The organism is Enterobacter cloacae complex sp. SHL009, from assembly GCF_049237205.1.
GTDB classification, from domain to species: Bacteria; Pseudomonadota; Gammaproteobacteria; order Enterobacterales; family Enterobacteriaceae; genus Enterobacter; species Enterobacter cloacae_M.
The window spans coordinates 16,232-39,091 of sequence record NZ_JBMKIW010000002.1 but is presented as its reverse complement, the minus strand read 5'-3'; the positions used below and the strand labels follow the sequence as shown (position 1 = coordinate 39,091).

Below are 22,860 nucleotides of genomic sequence, written 5' to 3'. Positions count from 1 at the left end.
AGGGCGAATTATTCAGGCATCCCCTTTCTGATCAGACGATATAGTCGACCAGCGCAGGTTCTTGTTTACAGAGGCGACGCCAGTCAACGATCGGCATACGCACCTGCATCCCCACGCTGCCGTCATCCTCCATCCACTCTTTTTCTATCGCCTGAAGCTGATAAAACCGGCTGCGCAGCCTGCCTTCCTGTGGCGGCAGTCGCAGCGTGTGCTGAGCTACCTCACCGGAAAGACGTTCTGTCAAAGCCTGGAAAAGCAGTGGCACACCAATACCGGTCTGGGCAGAAAGCCAGACCCGAATCGGTTTGTTTTCTTCATCTCTGTCGATACGCGGTTCGAAATCGTCCAGCATATCGATCTTATTCATGACCAACAGCGTTGGGATCTCGTGGGCGTCGATCTCTTCGAGCACCACGTTCACCGCGTCGATGTTCTCCTGCACGCGCACGTCTGCCGCATCAATCACGTGCAGCAGCAGAGTCGCCTGTCGCGTCTCCTGCAGGGTGGCTTTAAACGCCGCCACCAGGTCATGCGGCAGGTGGCGGATAAACCCTACGGTATCCGCCAGCACCGTTTCACCAACGTCTGCAACGTCAATACGGCGCAGCGTAGGGTCCAGGGTCGCAAACAGCTGGTCTGCGGCATAAACCTGGGCCTCGGTTATCTGGTTAAACAGGGTGGATTTACCGGCGTTGGTATAGCCCACCAGCGACACCGTCGGGATGTCGGCTTTGGTTCGCGCCCGACGCCCCTGTTCGCGCTGTTTCTCTACACGTTCCAGACGTGAAAGGATCTGGGTAATTCGGCCACGCAGCAAACGACGGTCGGTTTCCAGCTGGGTTTCACCCGGGCCGCGCAAACCAATCCCGCCTTTTTGTCTTTCAAGGTGTGTCCAGCCACGCACCAGACGCGTTGCCAGATGGCGCAGCTGCGCCAGCTCAACCTGCAGTTTCCCTTCGTGGGTACGTGCACGCTGAGCAAAAATATCTAAAATCAAACCCGTGCGATCGATAACACGGCATTCGCAAAGGGCTTCCAGGTTGCGCTCCTGGGCTGGAGACAGCGCATGATCAAACAACACGACTGACGCGCCGGTTGCTTTTACGGCATCCGCAATTTCGACTGCTTTACCTTCACCAACAAAATACTTTGGGTGCGGCGCTTTACGGCTACCGGTAATCACCTGCATTGCTTCGACACCGGCGGAAGAGACCAGAGATTCAAACTCCTGGAGGTCTTCCATATCTTTGTCTTGCGAAAAATAGATGTGTACCAGCACCGCCTGCTCACCGGCATCATAACGGTCAAACAAGCGTAAACCTCTCTAAAAAGATCAGCGGGGAACGCAGGATCCCTGGCTCCCCGTGTGGATAACAGTGCGAAACCTTATTCGGTCTCGTCGCTGTCCTGCGCCGGCGTTGAAGAACCCTGCGCGTTGCTGCCATGATGGTAGTTACTACCAGTGCCGCCGCCAGCGTTATTGCTGTGATGAGATACCGGACGGGACGGAACAACAGTAGAAATAGCGTGCTTGTAGACCATCTGACTGACCGTGTTTTTCAACAGAATCACAAACTGATCGAAAGACTCAATCTGACCTTGCAGCTTAATACCATTCACCAAATAAATAGAAACTGGAACACGTTCCCGACGCAATGCGTTCAGGAACGGATCTTGTAAAGATTGCCCCTTAGCCATTCTATCTTTTCCTTATATGCTTGTTTTGTACTTAGAACCTTGCGATTCTGAAAAATTGCGCACGATACGTCTCAATTGTACACATTCAGTGAGCGATATCACCAACAACCTCAATCACTTCGTTTAACGCCTGTTGCGGTTTTTCACTGTCTAACCAGTGAACACCCTCCCAACCGCGCAACCAGGTGATCTGGCGCTTCGCTAACTGTCTCGTGGCGCAAACACCTCTATAAACCATTTCATCGTATGAAATCTCACCTTCAAGATACGACCACATCTGGCGGTATCCCACACAACGAATGGAAGGCATGTCCGTATGCAAATCTCCACGGGCAAATAGCGCCCGCACTTCTGCTTCAAAATCTGAAGCTAACATCTGATGAAAACGCTGCTCAATTCGCTGATGGAGCAGTTCACGGCTCGCCGGGGCGATGGCGAACTGATGCACCTGATACGGCAGAGCGTCTCCTGACGTTTGCGTCAGTTCCGTTAAAGTTTTACCCGAAATGAAAAAAACTTCCAGTGCCCGGGAAAGCCTTTGCGGATCATTTGGATGGATCCGTGCTGCTGCAACCGGGTCAATCTCCGCCAGTTGCTGATGCAAAACGTCCCAACCCTGCTCTGCCGCCTGCTGCTCAATTTTCGCTCTTATTTCCGGATCCGCGGATGGCAGAGGTGACAACCCCTCCAGCAACGCCTTGAAATAGAGCATGGTTCCACCAACCAACAGCGGTATACGTCCCGCCGCCGTTATCTCGGCCATCTCGGCTAAGGCATCCCGACGGAAATCCGCTGCGGAGTACGCCTGAGCCGGGTCGAGAATATCCAGCAAACGGTGCGGTGCCGCACGCAGCTCTTCTGCGTCAGGCTTCGCCGTGCCAATGTCCATCCCTCGGTAGATGAGGGCGGAGTCGACGCTAATCAACTCTACAGGCAAAACTTTACGCAACTCAATGGCTAGCGCCGTTTTGCCGGAGGCCGTTGGGCCCATTAAAAAAATTGCCTTAGGCAGGCTCGCCTTACTTGCGTCAATCATGTTTCAGGGCGTTCATCGCCGTTTTTAAATCAACAGGTTGTAATAACCCACCCGGCGGCGTTTTCACCAGATGCGGACAGAGGCGTTCCACCTCCGCCAGCACGCTAATGGCCTGCGCCATACTCCACGGCGCGTGTTCGCTTGCCAGATGGCGGGCGATCCACTGCGCGGTGTTGGCTGCATCAAACGATGTTTGCTGCGCCAGGTAGCCTATCAGTTCAGGAATCAAGTTTTGTAAATTTTGTTGGCGTAAGGGTAAAGGCACTGCACGAATTGTCACATGTTGTGGTTCGAGCACAGTTTCAATACCCATTTGCGCCAGCTGCGGCTCTGCGCGCTGCAATACCCTTGTTTCATTAGGGGATATTTTCAGCCGAACCGGAATTAAGAGCGGCTGCGCGCAGGCTGCATTTTCGCCTGGCGTAAGCTGCACCTGCTTGAGCCAGCGTTCGGCGACCGGCAGTGCCAGAAGCATCAATTTGCCGTCACGTTCAAGCAGTGCCATATCGGGCGCGATAATCGTCAGCACCCGGCCAAAACTCTGGCTATGGCCGTCCAGAGAAGGCTGAGCGGGCGGAATGTGCTCTTTACGCTCCACGGCAGGTGTTTCCAGCAGCTTGCGGTACAACGCGCCCTGCTGCTTCTGATAGCCAGGCTGAGCATTCGGGTAGTTCGCGCCCGTTGGCCGCGGTGCGCTCCCTGCCGGGGAGAAACGCGGGGCCTCAGGTTCACGCGCGACGGCAGGCTCCGCAAAATGGTTGCGGCCTGCCGCGACACGGTTTTCCGGCAGCGGACGCGGTGCAGGGGCGTCGTTCTCCAGCGGCAGCGTTGGCGCTGCCTGCTGCTGCAACACGGCGGCCACGCCCTGATAAATGAAGTCGTGAACCAGACGCGACTGGTGGAAACGCACCTCATGCTTGGCTGGATGAACGTTTACATCTACCTGATGGGGATCGATTTCCAGATAAAGGACGAAAGCAGGCTGCTGATCGGCCCCGAGTTTGTCTTCGCAGGCCTGGCGAATCGCGTGATTGATGAGACGGTCGCGCATCATGCGGCCGTTCACGTAGCAATACTGAATTTCAGAGAACGCAGCACTGCTCGCGTTTGGATCGGCAACCCAGCCGCGTAAAGCCAGATCGCCGTGCTGCCACTCAATGGCCAGAGCCTGTTCCAGGAACGGCATACCGCAGATCGCCCCCAAACGACGCTCTTTCTGTCCGCCTTCAGCCACCGCACGGTACTGGCGCATCACCTTGCCGTTATGGCTGAGATTAATAGTGACATCGAAACGGGCCAGCGCAATACGGCGAATGATCTCGTCGATATGGCCGAACTCGGTCTTCTCGGTACGCATAAACTTGCGTCGGGCGGGGGTGTTGTAGAACAGATCCAGGACTTCCAGCGTCGTGCCGACAGGGTGCGCCGCGGGTTTGACCGTCACATCCATATCGCGCCCTTCGGCGTAAGCCTGCCAGGCTTCCTGCTGTTCAGCGGTACGGGAGGTCAGCGTTAAGCGCGAAACGGAGCTGATACTGGCCAGCGCTTCGCCGCGAAAACCGAGGCTAATAATCGCTTCCAGATCGTCCAGAGAGGCGATTTTACTGGTGGCGTGACGAGCCAGCGCCAGCGCCAGCTCCTCTTTTTTAATGCCACAGCCGTTGTCGCGAATGCGGATAAGCTTCGCGCCACCGCGTTCGATATCAATATCGATGCGGGTTGCGCCCGCATCGAGGCTGTTTTCCACCAGCTCCTTCACCACCGACGCAGGGCGTTCCACCACCTCACCGGCGGCGATTTGGTTCGCGAGCTGCGGCGGTAGAACCTGAATCGGCATGAATTCTCCTTAGTTGGTCGCGGTCATCTCACCCGGCAGCACTGCGCTGGCCGTCTGGGCAGAGCCGCTCTGTGGCGCAGACTGCAGAGGATGCGCCTCAAAATATTTGCGTAAACCCTTATAAATCGCTTCGGCAATTTGCTGCTGATAGCTGTCGCTTCCCAACAGACGCTCTTCACCGTTGTTACTGATGAAGCCCGTCTCCACAAGGATGGACGGGATATCTGGCGAGCGCAGAACGCCGAGGCTGGCATGTTCCGGACGGCGTTTATGCAGCACGCCAACGCTTTGCAGCTGGTTCAATACGTTAGTGGCGACATCATACCCGACGCGCTGAGAATGACCGAACTGTAAATCCAGCACCGCCTGGCTGAGGTACGGATCGGACTGGCTGTTCGCCAGCACGTCGCCCGCGCCGCCTAACAGTTCAGACTGCTTCTCATGCTCTTCCAGCCAGTTGGCCATTTCGCTGTTAGCGCGACGGTTCGACAGCACCCAAACCGAGGCGCCGGTCGCGCTACGATTCGGTGCGGCGTCCGCATGAATGGAGACCAGGAAGTTCGCGTTTTGCTTACGCGCCACGTCCGAGCGTCCCATTACGGAGATAAAGTAGTCCCCGTCGCGGGTCAACACGCCTTTAAACATAGGGTCGTCATTGAGCAGCGAACGCAGTTTACGCGCGATTGCGATAGTGACGTTTTTCTCTCGCGTGCCGCCAGGGCCAATCGCCCCGGGGTCTTCCCCGCCGTGACCCGCATCAATGGCGATAATCACTTTGTCACCGCTGACCGTCGCGCGTCGCGCGCTGGCCGCAGGGCGCGTCACCGTATTGCTGCTGGTTGCCGCGGTAATGCGGTCGTTCTGCGATTTAAACGGATTACGTGCAGGTTCAGAAGGACGCGGCGTATACACCGGTTCTTCCACGCGCTTCGCTACGACCGGCGGCGGTGGAGGCGGTGGCGGCGCGTCGGCATTGATGGTAAACACCACCGTATAGTTCGCCCCGTTTTGCTGCTTCACCGCCTTCGTTTTGCCCTTTTCGGTCAGATCGACCACCAGGCGTAACGACTGGCTATCCTGCGGCGTTCCCGAACGGATACTTTTCACCAGATTGTTACCGCTGAACCGCAGCGGTAGGCCCTGGATCACGCCAGTTTGTTTGATATCCAGCGCCACGCTGTGGCTGTCTGGCTGTGAAAACGCATATTCAGGATCGCCCATAAAGCTGAACGTGATCCGGGCCTGGCTTTCGCCGTTTGATACCTGAATATCTGAAAGGTTTGCCGCCCCGGCCTGCGCGCACAGCAGCACGGTGGCAGCCAACAACCAACCTTTAACGCGATTTATCATCCCGTCATCCCTACGCTTAACCGGCCAGTCGCGCCAGTAAGGAACTGCCTGATGAGGAAACAGCACTGATGCGTGCCTCACGCCCTTGTGCCTGGTAATCTAAGTGAATTTCGACATCCGGGTCAGGCAGCACACCCGCACCTTGTTGCGGCCACTCCACCAGGCAAATGGCGTCGTTGGCAAAATAATCACGGATCCCCATAAATTCCAGCTCCTCAGGATCCGCAAGGCGGTATAAATCGAAGTGATACACCATGAGATTTTCAAGGGTGTACGGTTCAACCAGCGTGTAGGTTGGGCTTTTCACATTCCCGTTATGCCCTAACGCCTGCAAAAAACCCCGGCTGAAGGTGGTTTTACCCGCACCTAAATCACCATACAGATAAATGACGGTTGCCCCCTGACAGGCCTGCGCCACGCGCTTGCCGAGTTCTAAAGTGGCTTGTTCATCAGGTAAAGGAATCGCTCGATTAGTCATTTTCTACGTCAATCACATCCGGGTTAACAACACGCCGCAGCGTGCAAAAAAGATCGGTGGCCAGCATGCCGCGTGTACCGTAACGCGCGGCCAGTTTATCCGCCGCGACACCGTGGGCCACGCAGCCCGCGCAGGCTGCATCATAAAGGGGAAGTTTCTGTCCAAGCAATGCGCCAATGATGCCGGAAAGCACATCGCCCATGCCGCCGCTCGCCATACCCGCATTTCCGGCATCAATAATGCCCTGCGTCTCGTCACTGGCGATAACGGTTCCTGCCCCTTTCAAAACAGCAACACCTCCGTAACGTTTTACCAGACGCTGAGCAGAAAGTAAGCGATCGCTTTCAATTTCTGCCACGCTGCAGTTAAGCAGGCGCGCGGCTTCGCCGGGGTGTGGCGTCAGAATGCGATTGTGACGCTTATCCGGGTTTATTGCCAGAAGGTTAAGCGCGTCGGCATCCCACAGCATCGGTTTACGAAAATTCTCGACCTTTTGCAGGGCCTGTTTACCCCATGCCTGCTGCCCAAGACCCGGGCCAATCACCACCACGTCCGCCCATTCCAGGCTTTCTTCAAGCGACTGAGGCGTAAGCTCATGGACCATCAGCTCCGGTCGGGCTGTAACGATCGGCGCTATATTCTCAATGCGAGTGAGTACTCGCACTAATCCGGCACCGCAGCGCAGAGCCGCTTCGCCGGTCATGCGAATCGCACCTGCTGTACCACGATCGCCGCCAATAATCACCAGCCTGCCGTGATCGCCCTTATGGGACGTTGGCCGGCGCGGCGGGAGCCACGCCGCAAGCTGGGATGCATCAAAACGCGCGAGGTGCGTTTCCTGCCCGGCCAGCCAGCTCTCCAGCCCCAGCGCATGGTGGTGCAACATGCCGACCACATCCCGCGCTTTACCGGTCAGTAGCCCCGGCTTGAGGGCGATGAAGGTCACCGTATGTGCAGCCTCAATGACCGCTCCCGGCGTCGCGCCGGTTTGTGCAATCAGGCCTGAGGGAATATCCAGGGCGACGACCGGCGCGGAATGTCTGTTAGCGTGTTCAATAAGCGCGGCAATGTTCTCGCGAGGCGCACTGCGTAGCCCGGTACCCAGCAGACCGTCAACAATCAGATCCACCTCTTCCGGCCAGACGATATCAGGCGCATGAATCACACCGCCTGCGTTAAGCCACGCCTCCCGCGCCGCGCTGGCCTCTTCCGGCAGCGGTTTATCACTCTCCTGGGCCAGCAACGTCACGCGGATACCTGCCGCAACCGCGAGACGGGCAACGACGTAGCCATCGCCGCCGTTATTGCCGTGACCGCACAGAATCAGCCAGTGGGCGGCATGAGGGTACGCGCTGCGGGCAACGTTAAACGCCGCCTCACCCGCACGCAGCATCAGTTCATAAAGGGTAATCCCGAGGCTGTCTGCGGCCTCTTTTTCGGCGCGCCGGAGGTCATCCGCATGCCAGATGGAATGTGGTATACTTGCGGGGTTTTTCTTCACCGTATGGTCCGTCATGTCACAGCCCCTCGATCTCAATGAATTAGCGCAAAAAATAAAACAGTGGGGTGCTGAGCTTGGCTTCCAGAAGGTGGGCATTACCGATACCGACCTCTCCGCCAGCGAGCCAAAACTGCAGGCATGGCTGGACAAACAATACCACGGCGAAATGGAGTGGATGGCGCGTCATGGCATGATGCGCGCCCGCCCTCACGAGCTTTTGCCGGGCACATTACGCGTCATCAGCGTGCGCATGAACTATCTGCCTGCCAACGCGGCCTTTGCGCGCACGCTAAAAAATCCCTCTCTGGGTTACGTCAGCCGGTACGCCCTGGGACGTGATTACCATAAGCTCTTGCGTAACCGTTTAAAAAAACTCGGGGAAACTATTCAGCAGCACTGTGTTTCGCTGAATTTTAGACCCTTTGTCGATTCTGCGCCTATTCTTGAGCGCCCGATCGCCGAAAAAGCCGGGCTTGGCTGGACAGGTAAGCACTCACTTATCCTCAGCCGCGACGCCGGTTCGTTCTTCTTCCTGGGTGAACTGCTGATTGATTTACCGCTGCCGGTAGACGGCCCGGTAGAGGAAGGCTGCGGACGCTGCGTGGCCTGCATGACCATCTGTCCGACGGGTGCCATCGTCGAGCCTTACACCGTTGATGCGCGCCGCTGCATCTCCTACCTCACTATCGAACTGGAAGGAGCCATTCCAGAGGAATTTCGACCGCTTATTGGCAACCGCATCTACGGCTGCGACGACTGCCAGCTGATCTGCCCGTGGAACCGCTATTCGCAGCTCACGGACGAAGAGGATTTCAGCCCGCGTAAGGCGCTGCATGCGCCTCAGCTCGTTGAGCTATTCGCCTGGACCGAAGCCTGGTTCCTGAAAGTGACGGAAGGTTCGGCCATTCGCCGTATCGGTCATCTGCGCTGGCTGCGTAATGTTGCCGTCGCGCTGGGTAATGCCCCGTGGGATGAAGCCAATATACGGGCGCTTGAAAGCCGTAGAGGTGAGCACCCACTTCTTGATGAGCACATAGAATGGGCGATTGCGCAGCAAATAGAGAAGCGTAATGCCTGCGCGATCGAGGTGCAGCTACCGAAGAAACAGCGTCTGGTGCGGGTGATTGAAAAAGGGCTTCCGCGGGATGCCTGAACTATTCACAGCCTGTGAATAAAATTACAAACTCAAGCGCCATCTGGGTTGGAGAAGAGGTCAAGTGATCTCAATAACATTTTGAAATGAAAATTTATTCAATAAATACAGCACGTTACAAAGATATTATTCACCCTGCTAAGCTTTAACCCTGTTACGGTTAAGCGTAGTTTCTGTGGATAACTCTGTTCACAATAGTATTTCAGAGACAATAGAAAACGTCCCCAACGACTCTTTTCGCTGTGGATATTTTAGAGATTAAGAAGAATTTGGAGCGGGAAACGAGACTCGAACTCGCGACCCCGACCTTGGCAAGGTCGTGCTCTACCAACTGAGCTATTCCCGCTTGGGTGGTCCGTGCTTTAGAAGCACTTTCAAATTTTGGAGCGGGAAACGAGACTCGAACTCGCGACCCCGACCTTGGCAAGGTCGTGCTCTACCAACTGAGCTATTCCCGCTTGGGTGGTCCGTGCTTTGGAAGCACTTTCAAATTTTGGAGCGGGAAACGAGACTCGAACTCGCGACCCCGACCTTGGCAAGGTCGTGCTCTACCAACTGAGCTATTCCCGCAAATCTGCACTGCTTTTGTTGCTGTCGTAACGTGTAATTCTCTGTCGTTACGGGAGGCGCATTATACGAGAAATCCTTTTAGCTGCAACCCCCCTTAAAGCGATTTTTTCGAAATTAAGTTCAAATGCTTAATTAATCGGCAAGCTGAACAATTTAACGACAAAAACCCGGCCACGCAAGGCGCCGGATCGCAAAATCACAGCTTAATAAAGTTTTCGCGGTAGTAGGAAAGCTCCGCCACGGACTCACGGATATCGTCCATCGCCTGGTGAGTCCCCTGCTTTTTAAAGCCATCGAGGATTTCAGGCTTCCAGCGACGCGCCAGCTCTTTCAGGGTGCTGACATCCAGATAGCGGTAGTGGAAATATGACTCCAGCTCCGGCATGTACTTAAACAGGAAACGGCGATCCTGGCCGATGCTATTCCCACAGATAGGCGATTTGCCTGCCGGAACCCACTGTTTCAGGAACTCAAGCGTCGCCAGCTCCGCCTCGCGATCGCCGAACATGCTCGCCTTCACGCGCTCCACCAGGCCACTGCCGGTGTGGGTGCGCACGTTCCATTCATCCATCAAAGCCAGCTGGTCGTCGGACTGGTGCACTGCAATCGTTGGCCCTTCAGCCAGGATATTCAGGTTAGCGTCCGTCACCAGCGTTGCAATTTCAATGATGCGATCGCGCTCGGGATCCAGCCCGGTCATTTCGAGATCGATCCAAATCAGGTTGTTTTCATCCGCGCTCATGTTATTTTCCACCCTTCTCGCATAACCGGCAGTAGCAGGTTAACTAGTATTAATTAGAGTGTATCATAGAGGTTTTGCCCCTTACGGGCGACCAGGAGCCAGCGCGATTGAGTAAAAATAAACTCTCCAAAGGGCAGCAGCGCCGCGTAAACGCCAACCACCAGCGCCGTCTTAAAACCACTTCGGAGAAGCCGGATTATGACGACAACCTGTTTGGTGAAGCGACAGAAGGCGTAGTCATCAGCCGTTTCGGTATGCATGCCGATGTCGAATCCGCCGACGGGGATATCCACCGTTGTAATATCCGTCGCACCATCCGTTCACTGGTTACCGGCGATCGCGTGGTCTGGCGACCGGGTAAAGAGGCGGCGGAAGGCGTTACGGTAAAAGGTATCGTTGAAGCGGTTCATGAGCGCACGTCCGTGTTAACCCGTCCCGATTTCTACGATGGGGTCAAACCCATTGCCGCCAACATTAACCAGATCGTCATTGTTTCGGCGATTTTACCTGAGCTTTCTCTCAACATTATCGACCGATACCTCGTCGCCTGCGAAACGCTGCAGGTTGAACCGGTTATCGTGTTGAACAAAATCGATCTGCTGGATGACGACGGCATGGCCTTCGTGAATGAGCAGATGGATATCTACCGCAAGATTGGTTACCGCGTGCTGATGGTCTCCAGCCACACCAAAGATGGCCTTAAACCGCTGGAAGAGGCGCTGACCGACCGCATCAGCATCTTTGCTGGCCAGTCCGGCGTAGGTAAATCGAGCCTGCTGAACAACCTGCTTGGCCTCCAGCAAGAGATCCTGACCAACGATGTGTCCAACGTCTCTGGCCTGGGCCAGCACACCACCACCGCCTCGCGTCTGTATCATTTCCCGCACGGCGGCGACGTGATCGACTCCCCGGGCGTGCGTGAGTTCGGTTTGTGGCACCTTGAGCCGGAACAAATCTTTAACGGATTTGTCGAATTCCATGATTATTTAGGCGCTTGTAAATACCGCGACTGTAAACACGATAACGACCCTGGCTGCGCTATCCGTGAAGCGGTTGAGAAAGGCGAGATCGCGGAAACCCGCTTCGAGAATTACCACCGTATTCTTGAGAGCATGGAAGACGTAAAAACGCGTAAAAACTTTTCTGATTCTGATAACTGACAACTAAGCTAAGCATCGCTAAAATCGTCCCCTTTTTTCAGGTTCCGGCGGCTTGACGCCGGATCAGGAACGACAAAACAATGGCCTGGAGGCTACCTTGTTAAACGCATTTAAACTTTCGCTTCAATACATTCTGCCAAAACTGTGGCTCACTCGCCTGGCGGGCTGGGGCGCAAGCAAACGCGCGGGCTGGCTGACCAAACTGGTCATCGACCTTTTCGTAAAATATTACAAGGTCGATATGAAAGAGGCGCAAAAGCCGGATACCGCCAGCTATCGCACCTTCAACGAGTTCTTCGTACGCCCATTGCGTGACGAAGTGCGCCCGCTGAACACCGATCCTAACGTCCTGGTGATGCCGGCAGACGGCGTGATCAGCCAGTTGGGTAACATTGAAGACGACAAAATCCTGCAGGCGAAGGGCCATAATTACAGTCTGGAAGCGCTGCTGGCGGGTAACTACCTGATGGCGGATCTGTTCCGTAACGGTACGTTTGCCACCACCTATCTGTCACCGCGCGACTACCATCGCGTGCATATGCCGTGTAACGGTATCCTGCGTGAAATGATTTACGTCCCGGGCGACCTGTTCTCCGTAAACCACCTGACCGCGCAGAACGTGCCGAACCTGTTTGCCCGTAACGAGCGCGTCATCTGTCTGTTCGATACTGAATTTGGCCCTATGGCGCAGATTCTGGTCGGTGCGACCATCGTAGGCAGCATCGAAACCGTCTGGGCCGGCACCATCACCCCACCGCGCGAAGGCGTGATCAAACGCTGGACCTGGCCTGCCGGTGAAGCGGAAGGCTCGGTGGCCCTGCTGAAAGGTCAGGAGATGGGTCGCTTCAAGCTGGGCTCTACCGTAATCAACCTGTTTGCGCCGGGCAAAGTGAAGCTGGCTGAACAGCTCGAAAGCCTGTCGGTCACCAAACTGGGCCAGCCGCTGGCGGTCTCTACTGAAACCTTCGTGACGCCGGATGCAGAACCTGCTCCTCTGTCACAGGAAGAGATTAACGCCGAGCACAACGCCAGCCCGCTGGTTGACGACAAAAAAGACGAAGGCTAACAACAGAAGGATCGCTGACGTGCGCCCGATTATCGTTCTACTGATGGCCTGGTGCCTCAGCATGGGGGCGTACGCAGCGACAGCCCCCGACGCCAAACAGATAACCCAGGAACTGGAGCAGGCAAAAGCGGCCAAACCCGCTCAGCCAGAGACCGTCGAGTCGCTCCAGGCTGCCCTGAACGCGCTTGAGGAGCGGAAAGGCTCTCTTGAGCGCGCTCAGCAGTATCAGCAGGTTATCGACAACTTCCCCAAACTCTCGCAGACGCTGCGCGCGCAGCTCAATAATCTGCGTGACGAACCGCGCGACGTGCCCGCAGGCATGACCTCCGACGCCCTGAACCAGGAGATCCTGCAGGTCAGCAGCCAGCTTCTGGAAAAGAGCCGCCTTGCCCAGCAGGAGCAGGAGCGAGCGCGTGAAATCGCCGACTCCCTCAGCCAACTTCCGCAACAGCAAACCGACGCCCGCCGCCAGCTTAATGAAGTTGAGCGTCGCGTGGGTACGCAAAGCGGCAATACGCCACAGGCTCAGGCCCAAAATCTGGGCCTGCAGGCAGAATCGGCTCGCCTGAAGGCCCTTGTCGATGAGCTGGAGCTGGCGCAGCTTTCCGCCAATAACCGCCAGGAACTGTCGCGGATGCGCTCTGAACTCGCTCAGAAGCAGAGCGAGCAGCTGGATGCGTATCTCCAGGCCCTGCGCAATCAGCTCAACAGCCAGCGCCAGCGTGAAGCGGAGCGCGCGTTGGAAAGCACCGAACTGCTGGCGGAAAACAGCGAAAACCTGCCTGCCGGTATCAACGAACAATTCAGGGTCAACCGCGAGCTTTCTGCCGCGCTGAACCAGCAGGCGCAGCGTATGGATCTGGTTGCCTCGCAGCAGCGTCAGGCGACCAATCAAACCCTTCAGGTTCGCCAGGCGCTCAACACCCTGCGCGAGCAGTCCCAGTGGCTCGGATCATCAAACCTGCTGGGCGAAGCGTTACGCGCCCAGGTCGCGCGCCTGCCGGAAATGCCGAAGCCGCAGCAGCTGGATACCGAGATGGCCCAGCTGCGCGTTCAGCGACTGCACTTTGAAGATCTTCTCAATAAACAGCCGCAAATCCGCCAGATCCGTCAGGCTGACGGCCAGCCCCTGACCAGCGAGCAAAACCGCATTCTGGAAGCCCAGCTGCGTACCCAGCGTGAACTGCTAAACTCTCTGCTCCAGGGCGGGGATACGCTGATTCTGGAGCTGACCAAGCTAAAAGTCTCCAACAGCCAGCTGGAAGATGCGCTGAAAGAGGTGAACGAGGCTACGCACCGTTATCTCTTCTGGACGTCCGACGTGCGTCCGATGACATTCTCGTGGCCGATTGAGATTGTCCAGGACCTGCGCCGCCTGATTTCGCTGGACACCGTCAGCCAGCTGGGACAGGCCAGCGTGATGATGTTTACCAGCAAAGAGACCATTTTCCCGCTGCTCGGGGCGTTGATTCTGGTGGGCTTCAGCATTTACTCGCGCAGACATTTCACCCGCTTCCTGGAGCGTTCCAGCTCCAGGGTCGGGAAAGTCACCCAGGATCACTTCTGGCTGACGTTGCGCACCGTATTCTGGTCGATTCTTGTCGCCTCCCCGCTGCCGGTGCTGTGGATGACGCTGGGGTATGGCCTGCGGGAAGCCTGGCCCTATCCGCTCGCGGTCGCGATTGGCGATGGCGTCACCGCCACGGTGCCGCTGCTGTGGGTGGTCATGATTTGCGCCACCTTCGCGCGCCCCAATGGCCTGTTTATCACCCACTTTGGCTGGCCGCGTAACCGCGTTGCACGCGCCATGCGTTACTACCTGATGAGCATCGGGCTGATTGTGCCGCTGATTATGGCGCTGATCATGTTTGATAATCTCAATGACCGGGAGTTCTCAGGCTCGCTGGGGCGCCTCTGCTTCATGCTGATTTGTGGGGCGCTGGCCATCGTTACGCTCAGCCTGAAACGCGCTGGCATTCCGCTCTATCTGGATAAATCCGGCAGCGGCGACAACATGTTCAACCGGCTGCTCTGGAACCTGCTGCTTAGCGCACCGTTGGTTGCGATGCTGGCAGCCGCAGTAGGTTATCTGGCGACCTCGAAGGCGCTGCTGGCGCGACTGGAAACCTCGGTGGCCATCTGGTTCCTGCTTCTGGTGGTGTACCACGTGATCCGCCGCTGGATGTTGATCCAGCGGCGGCGTCTGGCGTTTGACCGTGCCAAGCATCGCCGGGCAGAGATTCTTGCCCAGCGTGCGCGGGGAGAGGAAGAGCCAAACCATGTCAACAGTACGGAAGGCACAACCGAAGCGGACGAGGTCGAACTGGATCTGGATGCCATCAGTACCCAGTCCCTGCGGCTGGTTCGTTCCATACTGATGCTGATTGCCCTCCTGTCGGTGATCTTCCTGTGGTCAGAGATCCACTCCGCATTTGGCTTCCTGGAGAACATCTCTCTTTGGGACGTGACGTCCACGGTGCAGGGTGTTGAAAGCCTGGAGCCGATCACCTTAGGGGCGGTGCTGATTGCCATTCTGGTGCTGATCATTACCACGCAGCTGGTGCGCAACTTCCCTGCCCTGCTGGAGCTGGCGCTTCTGCAGCATCTGGATTTAACCCCGGGGACGGGATATGCGATTACGACCATAACTAAATATCTGATCATGCTGTTTGGCGGGCTGGTTGGCTTCTCGATGATCGGTATTGAGTGGTCGAAGCTGCAGTGGCTGGTGGCGGCACTCGGTGTTGGGTTAGGTTTTGGCTTACAGGAGATCTTCGCCAACTTCATCTCTGGCCTGATCATTCTGTTCGAAAAACCGATCCGTATTGGCGATACCGTAACGATTCGCGATCTGACCGGCAGCATCACGAAGATCAATACCCGTGCGACGACGATCAGCGACTGGGATCGGAAAGAGATCATCGTGCCAAACAAGGCGTTTATCACCGAGCAGTTCATCAACTGGTCGCTGTCAGACTCCGTTACCCGCGTGGTGCTGACGGTACCGGCGCCGTCGGACGCCAACAGCGAAGAGGTCACCCAGATCCTCTACACCGCCGCTGAGCGCTGCTCGCTGGTGATCGACAACCCGGCGCCGGAAGTATTCCTTGTGGATCTACAGCAGGGGATCCAGATTTTCGAGCTGCGTATCTACGCCGCCGAAATGGGACACCGTATGCCGCTGCGCCATGAGATTCACCAGCTGATTCTGGCGGGCTTCCGCGAGCACGGTATTGATATGCCGTTCCCACCGTTCCAGATGCGCCTGGAAAGCCTGGACGGGCGTAAAACGGGAAGAACGCTGACGTCAGCGGCGCGTACGCGTCCGGCGGGAAGTTTGTAAGATAAGCGGTGCAACCCTCTCCCGCGGGAGAGGGTAAACTGCCGTCAGGCGCGATCTACGGTAAACGCAATCACATCGCCAAGCTGCTCTGCGCCCAGGGCCAGCATCACCAGACGGTCAACACCCAGCGCCACGCCGGAGCAATCCGGCAGGCCCGCTTTTAATGCTTCAAGCAAATTCACATCAATAGGCTGCTGCGGCAGACCGCGCGCGGCGCGCTTGCGGTTATCCTGCTCGAAGCGCTGCTGCTGCTCGCGGGCATCCGTCAGTTCGTGGAAGCCGTTTGCCAGCTCGATGCCTTTGTAATAGACCTCAAAACGCTCTGCGACACGATGATCTTCGGTACTGATCTGCGCCAGCGACGCCTGGCTTGCCGGGAAGTGATAGACAAAGGTCGGACGATCCTTGCCAATCTGTGGTTCTACGCCGAAGGTGAACAGCAGCTGCAGCAGCGTGTCGCGATCCTCTTCGGTATCCGCCACGTTGCTGAGATCCAGTTTTGCCGCCGCTTCGCGCAGCTGGGTTTTGTCCGCCGACAGCGGATCGATTTCCAGATGGCGCTGGAAAGCCTGCTGATAGGAGAGCGTTTCGGCTTCCGAGCAGTCCAGCACCTGTTGCAGCAGATCGTCCACCTCATTCATCAGGCGGTACATATCATAATGCGGGCGGTACCACTCCAGCATGGTGAATTCCGGGTTGTGGTGACGCCCCATCTCCTCATTACGGAAGCTGCGGCACAGCTGATACACCGGACCACATCCCGCCGCCAGCAGGCGTTTCATGTGGTATTCCGGACTGGTCATCAGATACAAATTCATGCCCTGAGAGTGGCCGGGGCCAACAAAACGGGTTTCAAACGGCACCAGATGAATATCCGTTACCGTTGCCTGACTCATGCACGGCGTTTCCACCTCCAGGACTCCGCGGTCGGCAAAGAAACGGCGGATCTCCGCCATAATTGCAGCGCGTTTTAACAGATTAGGGATGGATGCGCTCGGCTGCCAGGTGGCCGTTTCGCTCATGAGTTGTTCTCCGATTTCAGACAAGGGCACGAAGTCTACTCGTTAGCAGGGGCAGAGACAAATTTTGCGCAGTAAAAAAGCGCATTTCATTTAGGTGAACTTTTTCGTGACGTATTTCATCAATCTTCATGATAAATCGCCGTACAGAACAGCAAAAAAATCGAACACGTCAAATTTCCCTGACATCTACACGGTTATACTGTTTTACCCATAAAGGAGCAGTGGAAACGCTTTCGCAATCGTCCTTTTGGACGGGTGAACTACCTTTAGTTTGTCGCGTTGCGAAATAACAAAAATCTGGAGGAATGTCGTGCAAACTTTTCAAGCCGATCTTGCCGTAATAGGCGCTGGCGGGGCTGGATTACGTGCTGCGATTGCTGCAGCACAAGCTAATCCCAACGCTAAAATCGCATTGATTTCAAAAGTCTATCCAATGCGTAGTCACACAGTGGCAGCAGAAGGAGGGTCCGCCGCCGTTGCGCAGGATCATGACAGCTTTGAATACCATTTCCACGACACGGTTGCAGGGGGCGACTGGCTTTGCGAACAGGATGTCGTTGACTACTTTGTGCATCATTGTCCCACTGAAATGACCCAGCTTGAACAGTGGGGATGTCCGTGGAGCCGCCGTCCGGACGGCAGCGTCAACGTTCGCCGCTTTGGCGGTATGAAGATTGAACGCACCTGGTTCGCCGCCGATAAAACTGGCTTCCACATGCTGCACACCCTGTTCCAGACCTCCCTCCAGTTCCCACAAATTCAGCGCTTCGATGAACATTTCGTCCTCGACATTCTGGTTGATGACGGGCAGGCGCGTGGCCTGGTGGCGATGAACATGATGGAAGGCACGCTCGTCCAGATCCGCGCCAACGCGGTAGTGATGGCGACGGGCGGTGCGGGTCGCGTTTATCGTTATAACACCAACGGCGGCATCGTCACCGGTGACGGCATGGGCATGGCGCTCAGCCACGGCGTACCCCTGCGCGATATGGAGTTCGTCCAGTATCACCCAACCGGCCTGCCAGGCTCCGGCATTCTGATGACGGAAGGCTGCCGCGGTGAGGGCGGTATTCTGGTCAACAAAAACGGCTACCGCTATCTGCAGGATTACGGCATGGGCCCGGAAACCCCGCTCGGCGAGCCGAAGAACAAATACATGGAACTTGGCCCGCGCGACAAAGTCTCTCAGGCCTTCTGGCACGAGTGGCGCAAAGGCAACACTATCTCCACGCCGCGCGGCGACGTCGTTCACCTCGACCTGCGTCATCTGGGCGAGAAGAAACTGCTGGAACGTCTGCCGTTCATCTGCGAGCTGGCGAAAGCCTACGTCGGCGTCGACCCGGTGAAAGAGCCGATTCCGGTGCGTCCAACCGCGCACTACACCATGGGCGGGATCGAAACCGACCAGCAGTGCGAAACCCGAATTAAAGGCCTGTTCGCCGTCGGCGAGTGTTCCTCCGTGGGTCTGCACGGCGCCAACCGTCTCGGGTCTAACTCGCTGGCAGAGCTGGTCGTCTTTGGCCGCATGGCGGGCGAGCGCGCGATGGAGCGGGCGGCTACAGCAGGCGAAGCCAACGGTGCCGCGCTGGATGCGCAGGTCGCAGACGTTGAAAAATGCCTGAAAGATCTGGTGAACCAAGAGGGTAACGAGAACTGGTCTAAGATCCGCGACGAGATGGGCCTGTCGATGGAAGAAGGCTGCGGTATTTACCGTACGCCAGAGCTGATGCAAAAAACCGTCGACAAGCTGGCGGAACTGCAGGAGCGCTTCAAGCGCGTGCGCATCACCGATACCTCCAGCGTATTCAACACCGACCTGCTCTACACCATCGAGCTGGGCCACGGCCTGAACGTCGCGGAATGTATGGCGCACTCTGCGCTGGCGCGTAAAGAGTCGCGTGGGGCCCACCAGCGTCTGGACGAAGGCTGTACCGAACGTGACGACGTCAATTTCCTGAAACACACTCTCGCCTGGCGCGATGCAGATGGCACCACACGTCTGGACTACAGCGACGTGAAAATCACTACGCTGCCGCCGGCTAAACGCGTGTACGGTGCAGAAGCAGAAGCCGCCGAGAAGAAGGAGAAGGCGAATGGCTGAGATGCAAAAAATGAAAGTTGAAGTGGTGCGCTACAATCCGGAAGTGGACGCCGCACCGCACAGCGCTTTCTATGAAGTCCCTTATGACGAGCAAACCTCCCTGCTGGATGCGCTCGGCTATATCAAAGACAACCTGGCGCCAGACCTGAGCTACCGCTGGTCCTGCCGCATGGCAATCTGCGGCTCCTGCGGCATGATGGTCAACAAGGTGCCGAAGCTGGCCTGTAAGACCTTCCTGCGCGAGTACACCAAAGGCATTAAGGTCGAAGCGCTGGGCAACTTCCCGATTGAACGCGATCTGGTGGTCGATATGACCCACTTTATCGAAAGCCTGGAAGCCATTAAGCCGTACATCATCGGTAATCCGCGCACGCCGGATCAGGGGCCGAATACCCAGACGCCGGCGCAGATGGCGAAATACCATCAGTTCTCCGGCTGCATCAACTGCGGCCTGTGCTACGCCGCCTGTCCACAGTTTGGCCTGAACAAGGAGTTCATCGGCCCGGCCGCCATTACCCTGGCGCACCGCTATAACGAAGACAGCCGCGACCACGGTAAAAAAGAACGTATGGCGCAGCTTAACAGCCAGAACGGCGTCTGGAGCTGTACCTTTGTGGGTTATTGCTCCGAAGTTTGTCCGAAGCACGTCGACCCGGCCGCCGCAATTCAACAGGGTAAAGTGGAAAGCTCGAAAGACTTTCTTATCGCTACCCTGAAACCACGCTAAGGAGTGCATGATGACGACTAAACGCAAAGCCTATGTGCGGCCTGTGCCGTCCACCTGGTGGAAAAACCTGCCGTTTTATCGCTTCTACATGCTGCGTGAAGGCACGGCGGTACCGGCGGTCTGGTTCAGCCTTGAGCTGATGTACGGCGTTTTTGCCCTCAAGCATGGCCCGGAAGCCTGGGCCAGCTTTGTCGGTTTCCTGCAAAACCCGATCGTTGTTGTTCTGAACCTGATCGTGCTCGCGGCCGCGCTGCTTCACACCAAAACCTGGTTTGAGCTGGCGCCAAAAGCGGCGAACATCATCGTAAAAGACGAGAAAATGGGGCCAGAGCCGGTGATTAAAGGGCTCTGGGCAGTGACGATTTTGGTCACTGTGGTCATTCTGTTTGTCGCATTGTTCTGGTAAGGAGACACCTGTGATCAATCCAAATCCAAAACGTTCTGACGAGCCGGTCTTCTGGGGCCTGTTTGGCGCAGGCGGCATGTGGAGTGCCATCATCGCCCCCGTCATCATTCTGCTGGTCGGCATTATGCTGCCGCTGGGGCTGTTCCCGGGCGATGCGCTGAGCTACGAGCGCGTGCTGGCGTTCGCGAGCAGCTTTATCGGCCGCGCGTTCATCTTCCTGATGATCGTCCTGCCGCTGTGGTGTGGCCTGCACCGTATTCACCATGCGATGCATGACCTGAAAATTCATGTACCGAGCGGGAAATGGGTGTTCTACGGTCTGGCGACCATCCTGACCGTGGTGACGCTGATTGCCGTGGTCACCATCTGACGCTTCTGGCCCGCCATCCGGCGGGCCTTTTATTTCTGCATCTTCCCCACCAGCCACTGGGCAAATTCGCGCATTGCGGGCGTTTCTGACCGTGACTGTAGCCTTGTCAGCCAGTAGCTGCCGAGGTCAATCTGCGTTGCAAACGGCTGTACGATGCGCTCGCTGCTGAGTAAATGGGTAAACATGTCGACAGGCGCAATGGCAATCCCTACGCCTGCCTGCGCAGCTTCCAGCATGGTCACGGACGAATCAAACACCATCACCCGGTGCGTCGGCGAGGGAGAGTGTTCGCCCGCTGCCTGCATCCACGCAGCCCACTCGTCGCGCCGGTAGGAGCGCAGCAGGGTAAACTTCAGGATATCTGCCGGGCTTTTGAGACCTGAGGCAATCTCGGGTGTACAGAGCGGAGACAGCGGCGCAGGGCAAAGGAATTCAGCATCGGTTCCATGCCACGCGCCGCCACCGTAGCGAATAGTGTAATCAAGCCCTTCGGCCGCTGGATCGACGCGATTGTTATGGGTGGAAAGCTGAAGATCAATATGCGGATAGCAGCGGCGAAAGTCCGCGAGCAGCGAGAATAAAACACCCGTGGCAAAAGTCCCTACCACACCTATTTTGAGCTTCTCCTGAGCGCGCTGGCTGGCAAAACGATCCAGCATTCCGGCGATGCGATCGAACGAGTCATTCAGCACCGGCAGCAAATTCTCGCCTTCGGTGGTCAACATCAGCCCTCGCGAAACGCGGACAAACAGCTGGCAATTAAGGTGCTGTTCCAGCGCCTTGACGTGCTGGCTAATCGCGGAATGGGTGACATTCAGCTCGATAGCGGCATGAGTAAAACTGAGATGCCTGGCGGCTGCTTCAAACGCCCGCAGGGAATTAAGAGGGAGATAGCTGCGCGTCATGGTCTCGTCCGTTAGAAAAATTAACAGCTAATGCTAAATTTAACCGTTTGTCAGCCATAGTCAAATCCAACAGACTACAGCGGTCTGACGGGCCCGGACACTCCCTTGAACTGCTATTACGGAAGATAAATGATGATGACTAAATCCCTTTGCTGCGCCCTGCTGCTCAGCACCTCCTGCTCGGTATTGGCTACCCCGATGTCAGAAAAACAGCTGGCTGAGGTGGTGGAGCGGACCGTTACGCCGCTGATGAAAGCGCAGGCCATTCCGGGTATGGCGGTGGCGGTGATTTATGAGGGTCAGCCGCACTACTTCACCTTCGGTAAAGCCGATGTTGCGGCGAACAAACCTGTCACTCCACAAACCTTGTTCGAACTGGGTTCTATAAGTAAAACCTTCACCGGCGTACTCGGTGGCGATGCCATTGCTCGGGGTGAAATATCGCTGGGCGATCCGGTGACAAAATACTGGCCTGAGCTGACAGGCAAGCAGTGGCAGGGGATCCGCATGCTGGATCTGGCAACCTATACCGCAGGAGGTTTGCCGTTACAGGTACCGGATGAGGTCACGGATAACGCCTCTCTGTTGCGCTTTTATCAAAACTGGCAGCCGCAGTGGAAGCCGGGCACCACGCGTCTTTACGCCAATGCCAGCATCGGTCTTTTTGGCGCGCTGGCGGTCAAACCTTCCGGCATGAGCTATGAGCAGGCCATAACGACGCGGGTCTTTAAGCCGCTCAAGCTGGACCATACGTGGATTAACGTTCCGAAAGCGGAAGAGGCGCATTACGCCTGGGGATACCGCGACGGTAAAGCGATACACGTTTCGCCAGGAATGCTGGACGCTGAAGCCTATGGCGTAAAAACCAACGTGCAGGATATGGCAAGCTGGGTGATGGTCAACATGAAGCCGGACTCCCTTCAGGATAATTCACTCAGGAAAGGCCTTACCCTGGCGCAGTCTCGCTACTGGCGCGTGGGGGCCATGTATCAGGGGTTAGGCTGGGAAATGCTTAACTGGCCGGTCGATGCCAAAACCGTGGTTGAAGGTAGCGACAATAAGGTTGCACTGGCACCGCTGCCTGCGAGAGAAGTGAATCCACCAGCGCCCCCGGTCAATGCATCCTGGGTCCATAAAACAGGCTCTACCGGCGGGTTTGGCAGCTACGTGGCATTTATTCCTGAAAAGCAGCTCGGTATTGTGATGCTGGCAAATAAAAGCTATCCGAACCCGGCACGCGTTGAGGCGGCATACCGTATTTTGAGCGCGCTGTAGTAAACATTGCCGGGTGGCGCTAACGCTTACCCGGCCTACAAAATCCACAGGGTGGCCACCCGGCGAAACACACCGCACAAAAACCACATTTTTCTTGCCGTCATCTACACTTAACAAAAA

19 protein-coding genes and 3 tRNA genes are annotated in these 22,860 nt (G+C 56.5%); 9 read left to right on the top strand and 13 right to left on the bottom strand.

What is annotated here, in order from left to right; genetic code table 11:
* Positions 1 to 31: 31 nt before the first annotated feature.
* From hflX to nnr, 7 genes are all read right to left on the bottom strand, one after another.
* Positions 32 to 1,312: a ribosome rescue GTPase HflX gene (gene hflX, locus ACOTZC_RS06660; RefSeq protein WP_023310136.1), complete on the bottom strand. Its 1,281-nt coding sequence runs from the start codon at positions 1,310 to 1,312 to the stop codon at positions 32 to 34.
* Positions 1,313 to 1,386: 74 nt separating this feature from the next.
* A complete protein-coding gene (gene hfq / locus ACOTZC_RS06655) occupies positions 1,387 to 1,698 on the bottom strand; it encodes an RNA chaperone Hfq (RefSeq protein ID WP_008502919.1) in 312 nt (103 codons plus the stop codon).
* 85 nt (positions 1,699 to 1,783) lie between these two features.
* Positions 1,784 to 2,734 (bottom strand): tRNA (adenosine(37)-N6)-dimethylallyltransferase MiaA, encoded by a 951-nt coding sequence (gene miaA / locus ACOTZC_RS06650; RefSeq protein ID WP_023310135.1) that lies wholly within the window; start codon positions 2,732 to 2,734, stop codon positions 1,784 to 1,786.
* Positions 2,727 to 4,571 carry a DNA mismatch repair endonuclease MutL gene (mutL, locus tag ACOTZC_RS06645; RefSeq protein WP_421635684.1) on the bottom strand — a complete coding sequence of 615 codons (1,845 nt, stop codon included), beginning with the start codon at positions 4,569 to 4,571 and terminating at the stop codon, positions 2,727 to 2,729. Before mutL ends, miaA begins: the two co-directional genes overlap by 8 nt.
* A gap of 9 nt (positions 4,572 to 4,580) precedes the next feature.
* Positions 4,581 to 5,921 carry an N-acetylmuramoyl-L-alanine amidase AmiB gene (gene amiB, locus ACOTZC_RS06640; RefSeq protein WP_163354262.1) on the bottom strand — a complete coding sequence of 447 codons (1,341 nt, stop codon included), beginning with the start codon at positions 5,919 to 5,921 and terminating at the stop codon, positions 4,581 to 4,583.
* Positions 5,922 to 5,937: 16 nt separating this feature from the next.
* Positions 5,938 to 6,399 carry a tRNA (adenosine(37)-N6)-threonylcarbamoyltransferase complex ATPase subunit type 1 TsaE gene (tsaE, locus tag ACOTZC_RS06635; RefSeq protein WP_013095283.1) on the bottom strand — a complete coding sequence of 154 codons (462 nt, stop codon included), beginning with the start codon at positions 6,397 to 6,399 and terminating at the stop codon, positions 5,938 to 5,940.
* Positions 6,392 to 7,915, bottom strand: a complete 1,524-nt coding sequence (nnr, locus tag ACOTZC_RS06630; RefSeq protein ID WP_174259496.1) for a bifunctional ADP-dependent NAD(P)H-hydrate dehydratase/NAD(P)H-hydrate epimerase — start codon at positions 7,913 to 7,915, stop codon at positions 6,392 to 6,394. The genes tsaE and nnr overlap by 8 nt, the downstream gene beginning before the upstream one ends.
* Here nnr and queG point away from each other — a divergent pair.
* Positions 7,914 to 9,053: a tRNA epoxyqueuosine(34) reductase QueG gene (gene queG / locus ACOTZC_RS06625; protein ID WP_032662410.1), complete on the top strand. Its 1,140-nt coding sequence runs from the start codon at positions 7,914 to 7,916 to the stop codon at positions 9,051 to 9,053. The genes nnr and queG overlap by 2 nt on opposite strands.
* A gap of 270 nt (positions 9,054 to 9,323) precedes the next feature.
* Here queG and ACOTZC_RS06620 read toward each other — a convergent pair.
* From ACOTZC_RS06620 to orn, 4 genes are all read right to left on the bottom strand, one after another.
* Positions 9,324 to 9,399, bottom strand: a tRNA-Gly gene (locus ACOTZC_RS06620).
* Between the two features lie 36 nt (positions 9,400 to 9,435).
* Positions 9,436 to 9,511, bottom strand: a tRNA-Gly gene (locus ACOTZC_RS06615).
* 36 nt (positions 9,512 to 9,547) lie between these two features.
* Positions 9,548 to 9,623 (bottom strand) — tRNA-Gly (locus tag ACOTZC_RS06610).
* A 196-nt stretch (positions 9,624 to 9,819) separates the two neighbouring features.
* Positions 9,820 to 10,365 (bottom strand): oligoribonuclease, encoded by a 546-nt coding sequence (gene orn / locus ACOTZC_RS06605; RefSeq protein ID WP_163354259.1) that lies wholly within the window; start codon positions 10,363 to 10,365, stop codon positions 9,820 to 9,822.
* Positions 10,366 to 10,472: 107 nt separating this feature from the next.
* Between orn and rsgA the strand changes: the two genes are divergently transcribed.
* From rsgA to mscM, 3 genes are all read left to right on the top strand, one after another.
* Entirely contained in the window at positions 10,473 to 11,525 is a 1,053-nt protein-coding gene (gene rsgA, locus ACOTZC_RS06600) for a small ribosomal subunit biogenesis GTPase RsgA (RefSeq protein WP_059445167.1), read from the top strand.
* Positions 11,526 to 11,622: 97 nt separating this feature from the next.
* Positions 11,623 to 12,591: an archaetidylserine decarboxylase gene (gene asd / locus ACOTZC_RS06595; protein WP_325798986.1), complete on the top strand. Its 969-nt coding sequence runs from the start codon at positions 11,623 to 11,625 to the stop codon at positions 12,589 to 12,591.
* Positions 12,592 to 12,610: 19 nt separating this feature from the next.
* Positions 12,611 to 15,934, top strand: coding sequence for a miniconductance mechanosensitive channel MscM (gene mscM / locus ACOTZC_RS06590; RefSeq protein WP_047174004.1), 3,324 nt, complete (start codon positions 12,611 to 12,613; stop codon positions 15,932 to 15,934).
* A gap of 44 nt (positions 15,935 to 15,978) precedes the next feature.
* On the opposite strand, the gene epmA is transcribed toward mscM, so the two are convergent.
* Positions 15,979 to 16,956: an elongation factor P--(R)-beta-lysine ligase gene (epmA, locus tag ACOTZC_RS06585; protein WP_069303550.1), complete on the bottom strand. Its 978-nt coding sequence runs from the start codon at positions 16,954 to 16,956 to the stop codon at positions 15,979 to 15,981.
* 310 nt (positions 16,957 to 17,266) lie between these two features.
* Between epmA and frdA the strand changes: the two genes are divergently transcribed.
* The 4 genes from frdA to frdD are packed head-to-tail and all read left to right on the top strand — an operon-like array spanning position 17,267 to position 20,560.
* Positions 17,267 to 19,057 (top strand): fumarate reductase (quinol) flavoprotein subunit, encoded by a 1,791-nt coding sequence (frdA, locus tag ACOTZC_RS06580; RefSeq protein ID WP_248191527.1) that lies wholly within the window; start codon positions 17,267 to 17,269, stop codon positions 19,055 to 19,057.
* Positions 19,050 to 19,784 carry a succinate dehydrogenase/fumarate reductase iron-sulfur subunit gene (locus ACOTZC_RS06575; RefSeq protein ID WP_023310124.1) on the top strand — a complete coding sequence of 245 codons (735 nt, stop codon included), beginning with the start codon at positions 19,050 to 19,052 and terminating at the stop codon, positions 19,782 to 19,784. The genes frdA and ACOTZC_RS06575 overlap by 8 nt, the downstream gene beginning before the upstream one ends.
* 10 nt (positions 19,785 to 19,794) lie before the next feature.
* A complete protein-coding gene (gene frdC / locus ACOTZC_RS06570) occupies positions 19,795 to 20,190 on the top strand; it encodes a fumarate reductase subunit FrdC (RefSeq protein WP_023310123.1) in 396 nt (131 codons plus the stop codon).
* Between the two features lie 10 nt (positions 20,191 to 20,200).
* Positions 20,201 to 20,560, top strand: a complete 360-nt coding sequence (gene frdD, locus ACOTZC_RS06565; RefSeq protein ID WP_023310122.1) for a fumarate reductase subunit FrdD — start codon at positions 20,201 to 20,203, stop codon at positions 20,558 to 20,560.
* A gap of 29 nt (positions 20,561 to 20,589) precedes the next feature.
* Here frdD and ampR read toward each other — a convergent pair whose 3' ends face one another.
* On the bottom strand, positions 20,590 to 21,465 hold the full coding sequence (gene ampR, locus ACOTZC_RS06560) for a LysR family transcriptional regulator AmpR (RefSeq protein WP_421635683.1): 876 nt from the start codon (positions 21,463 to 21,465) through the stop codon (positions 20,590 to 20,592).
* A 132-nt stretch (positions 21,466 to 21,597) separates the two neighbouring features.
* On the opposite strand from ampR, the gene blaACT reads away from it, so the two are divergent.
* On the top strand, positions 21,598 to 22,740 hold the full coding sequence (blaACT, locus tag ACOTZC_RS06555; protein ID WP_045404828.1) for an ACT family cephalosporin-hydrolyzing class C beta-lactamase: 1,143 nt from the start codon (positions 21,598 to 21,600) through the stop codon (positions 22,738 to 22,740).
* The last annotated feature ends 120 nt before the right edge of the window (positions 22,741 to 22,860 follow it).

Bases quoted from the DNA above. Each gene is read 5' to 3' on its own strand.
- hfq (WP_008502919.1), bottom strand. From the start codon at position 1,698: ATGGCTAAGGGGCAATCTTTACAAGATCCGTTCCTGAACGCATTGCGT.
- miaA (WP_023310135.1), bottom strand. From the start codon at position 2,734: ATGATTGACGCAAGTAAGGCGAGCCTGCCTAAGGCAATTTTTTTAATG.
- mutL (WP_421635684.1), bottom strand. From the start codon at position 4,571: ATGCCGATTCAGGTTCTACCGCCGCAGCTCGCGAACCAAATCGCCGCC.
- amiB (WP_163354262.1), bottom strand. From the start codon at position 5,921: ATGATAAATCGCGTTAAAGGTTGGTTGTTGGCTGCCACCGTGCTGCTG.
- tsaE (WP_013095283.1), bottom strand. From the start codon at position 6,399: ATGACTAATCGAGCGATTCCTTTACCTGATGAACAAGCCACTTTAGAA.
- queG (WP_032662410.1), top strand. From the start codon at position 7,914: ATGTCACAGCCCCTCGATCTCAATGAATTAGCGCAAAAAATAAAACAG.
- nnr (WP_174259496.1), bottom strand. From the start codon at position 7,915: ATGACGGACCATACGGTGAAGAAAAACCCCGCAAGTATACCACATTCC.
- orn (WP_163354259.1), bottom strand. From the start codon at position 10,365: ATGAGCGCGGATGAAAACAACCTGATTTGGATCGATCTCGAAATGACC.
- epmA (WP_069303550.1), bottom strand. From the start codon at position 16,956: ATGAGCGAAACGGCCACCTGGCAGCCGAGCGCATCCATCCCTAATCTG.
- ACOTZC_RS06575 (WP_023310124.1), top strand. From the start codon at position 19,050: ATGGCTGAGATGCAAAAAATGAAAGTTGAAGTGGTGCGCTACAATCCG.
- frdC (WP_023310123.1), top strand. From the start codon at position 19,795: ATGACGACTAAACGCAAAGCCTATGTGCGGCCTGTGCCGTCCACCTGG.
- ampR (WP_421635683.1), bottom strand. From the start codon at position 21,465: ATGACGCGCAGCTATCTCCCTCTTAATTCCCTGCGGGCGTTTGAAGCA.
- blaACT (WP_045404828.1), top strand. From the start codon at position 21,598: ATGATGACTAAATCCCTTTGCTGCGCCCTGCTGCTCAGCACCTCCTGC.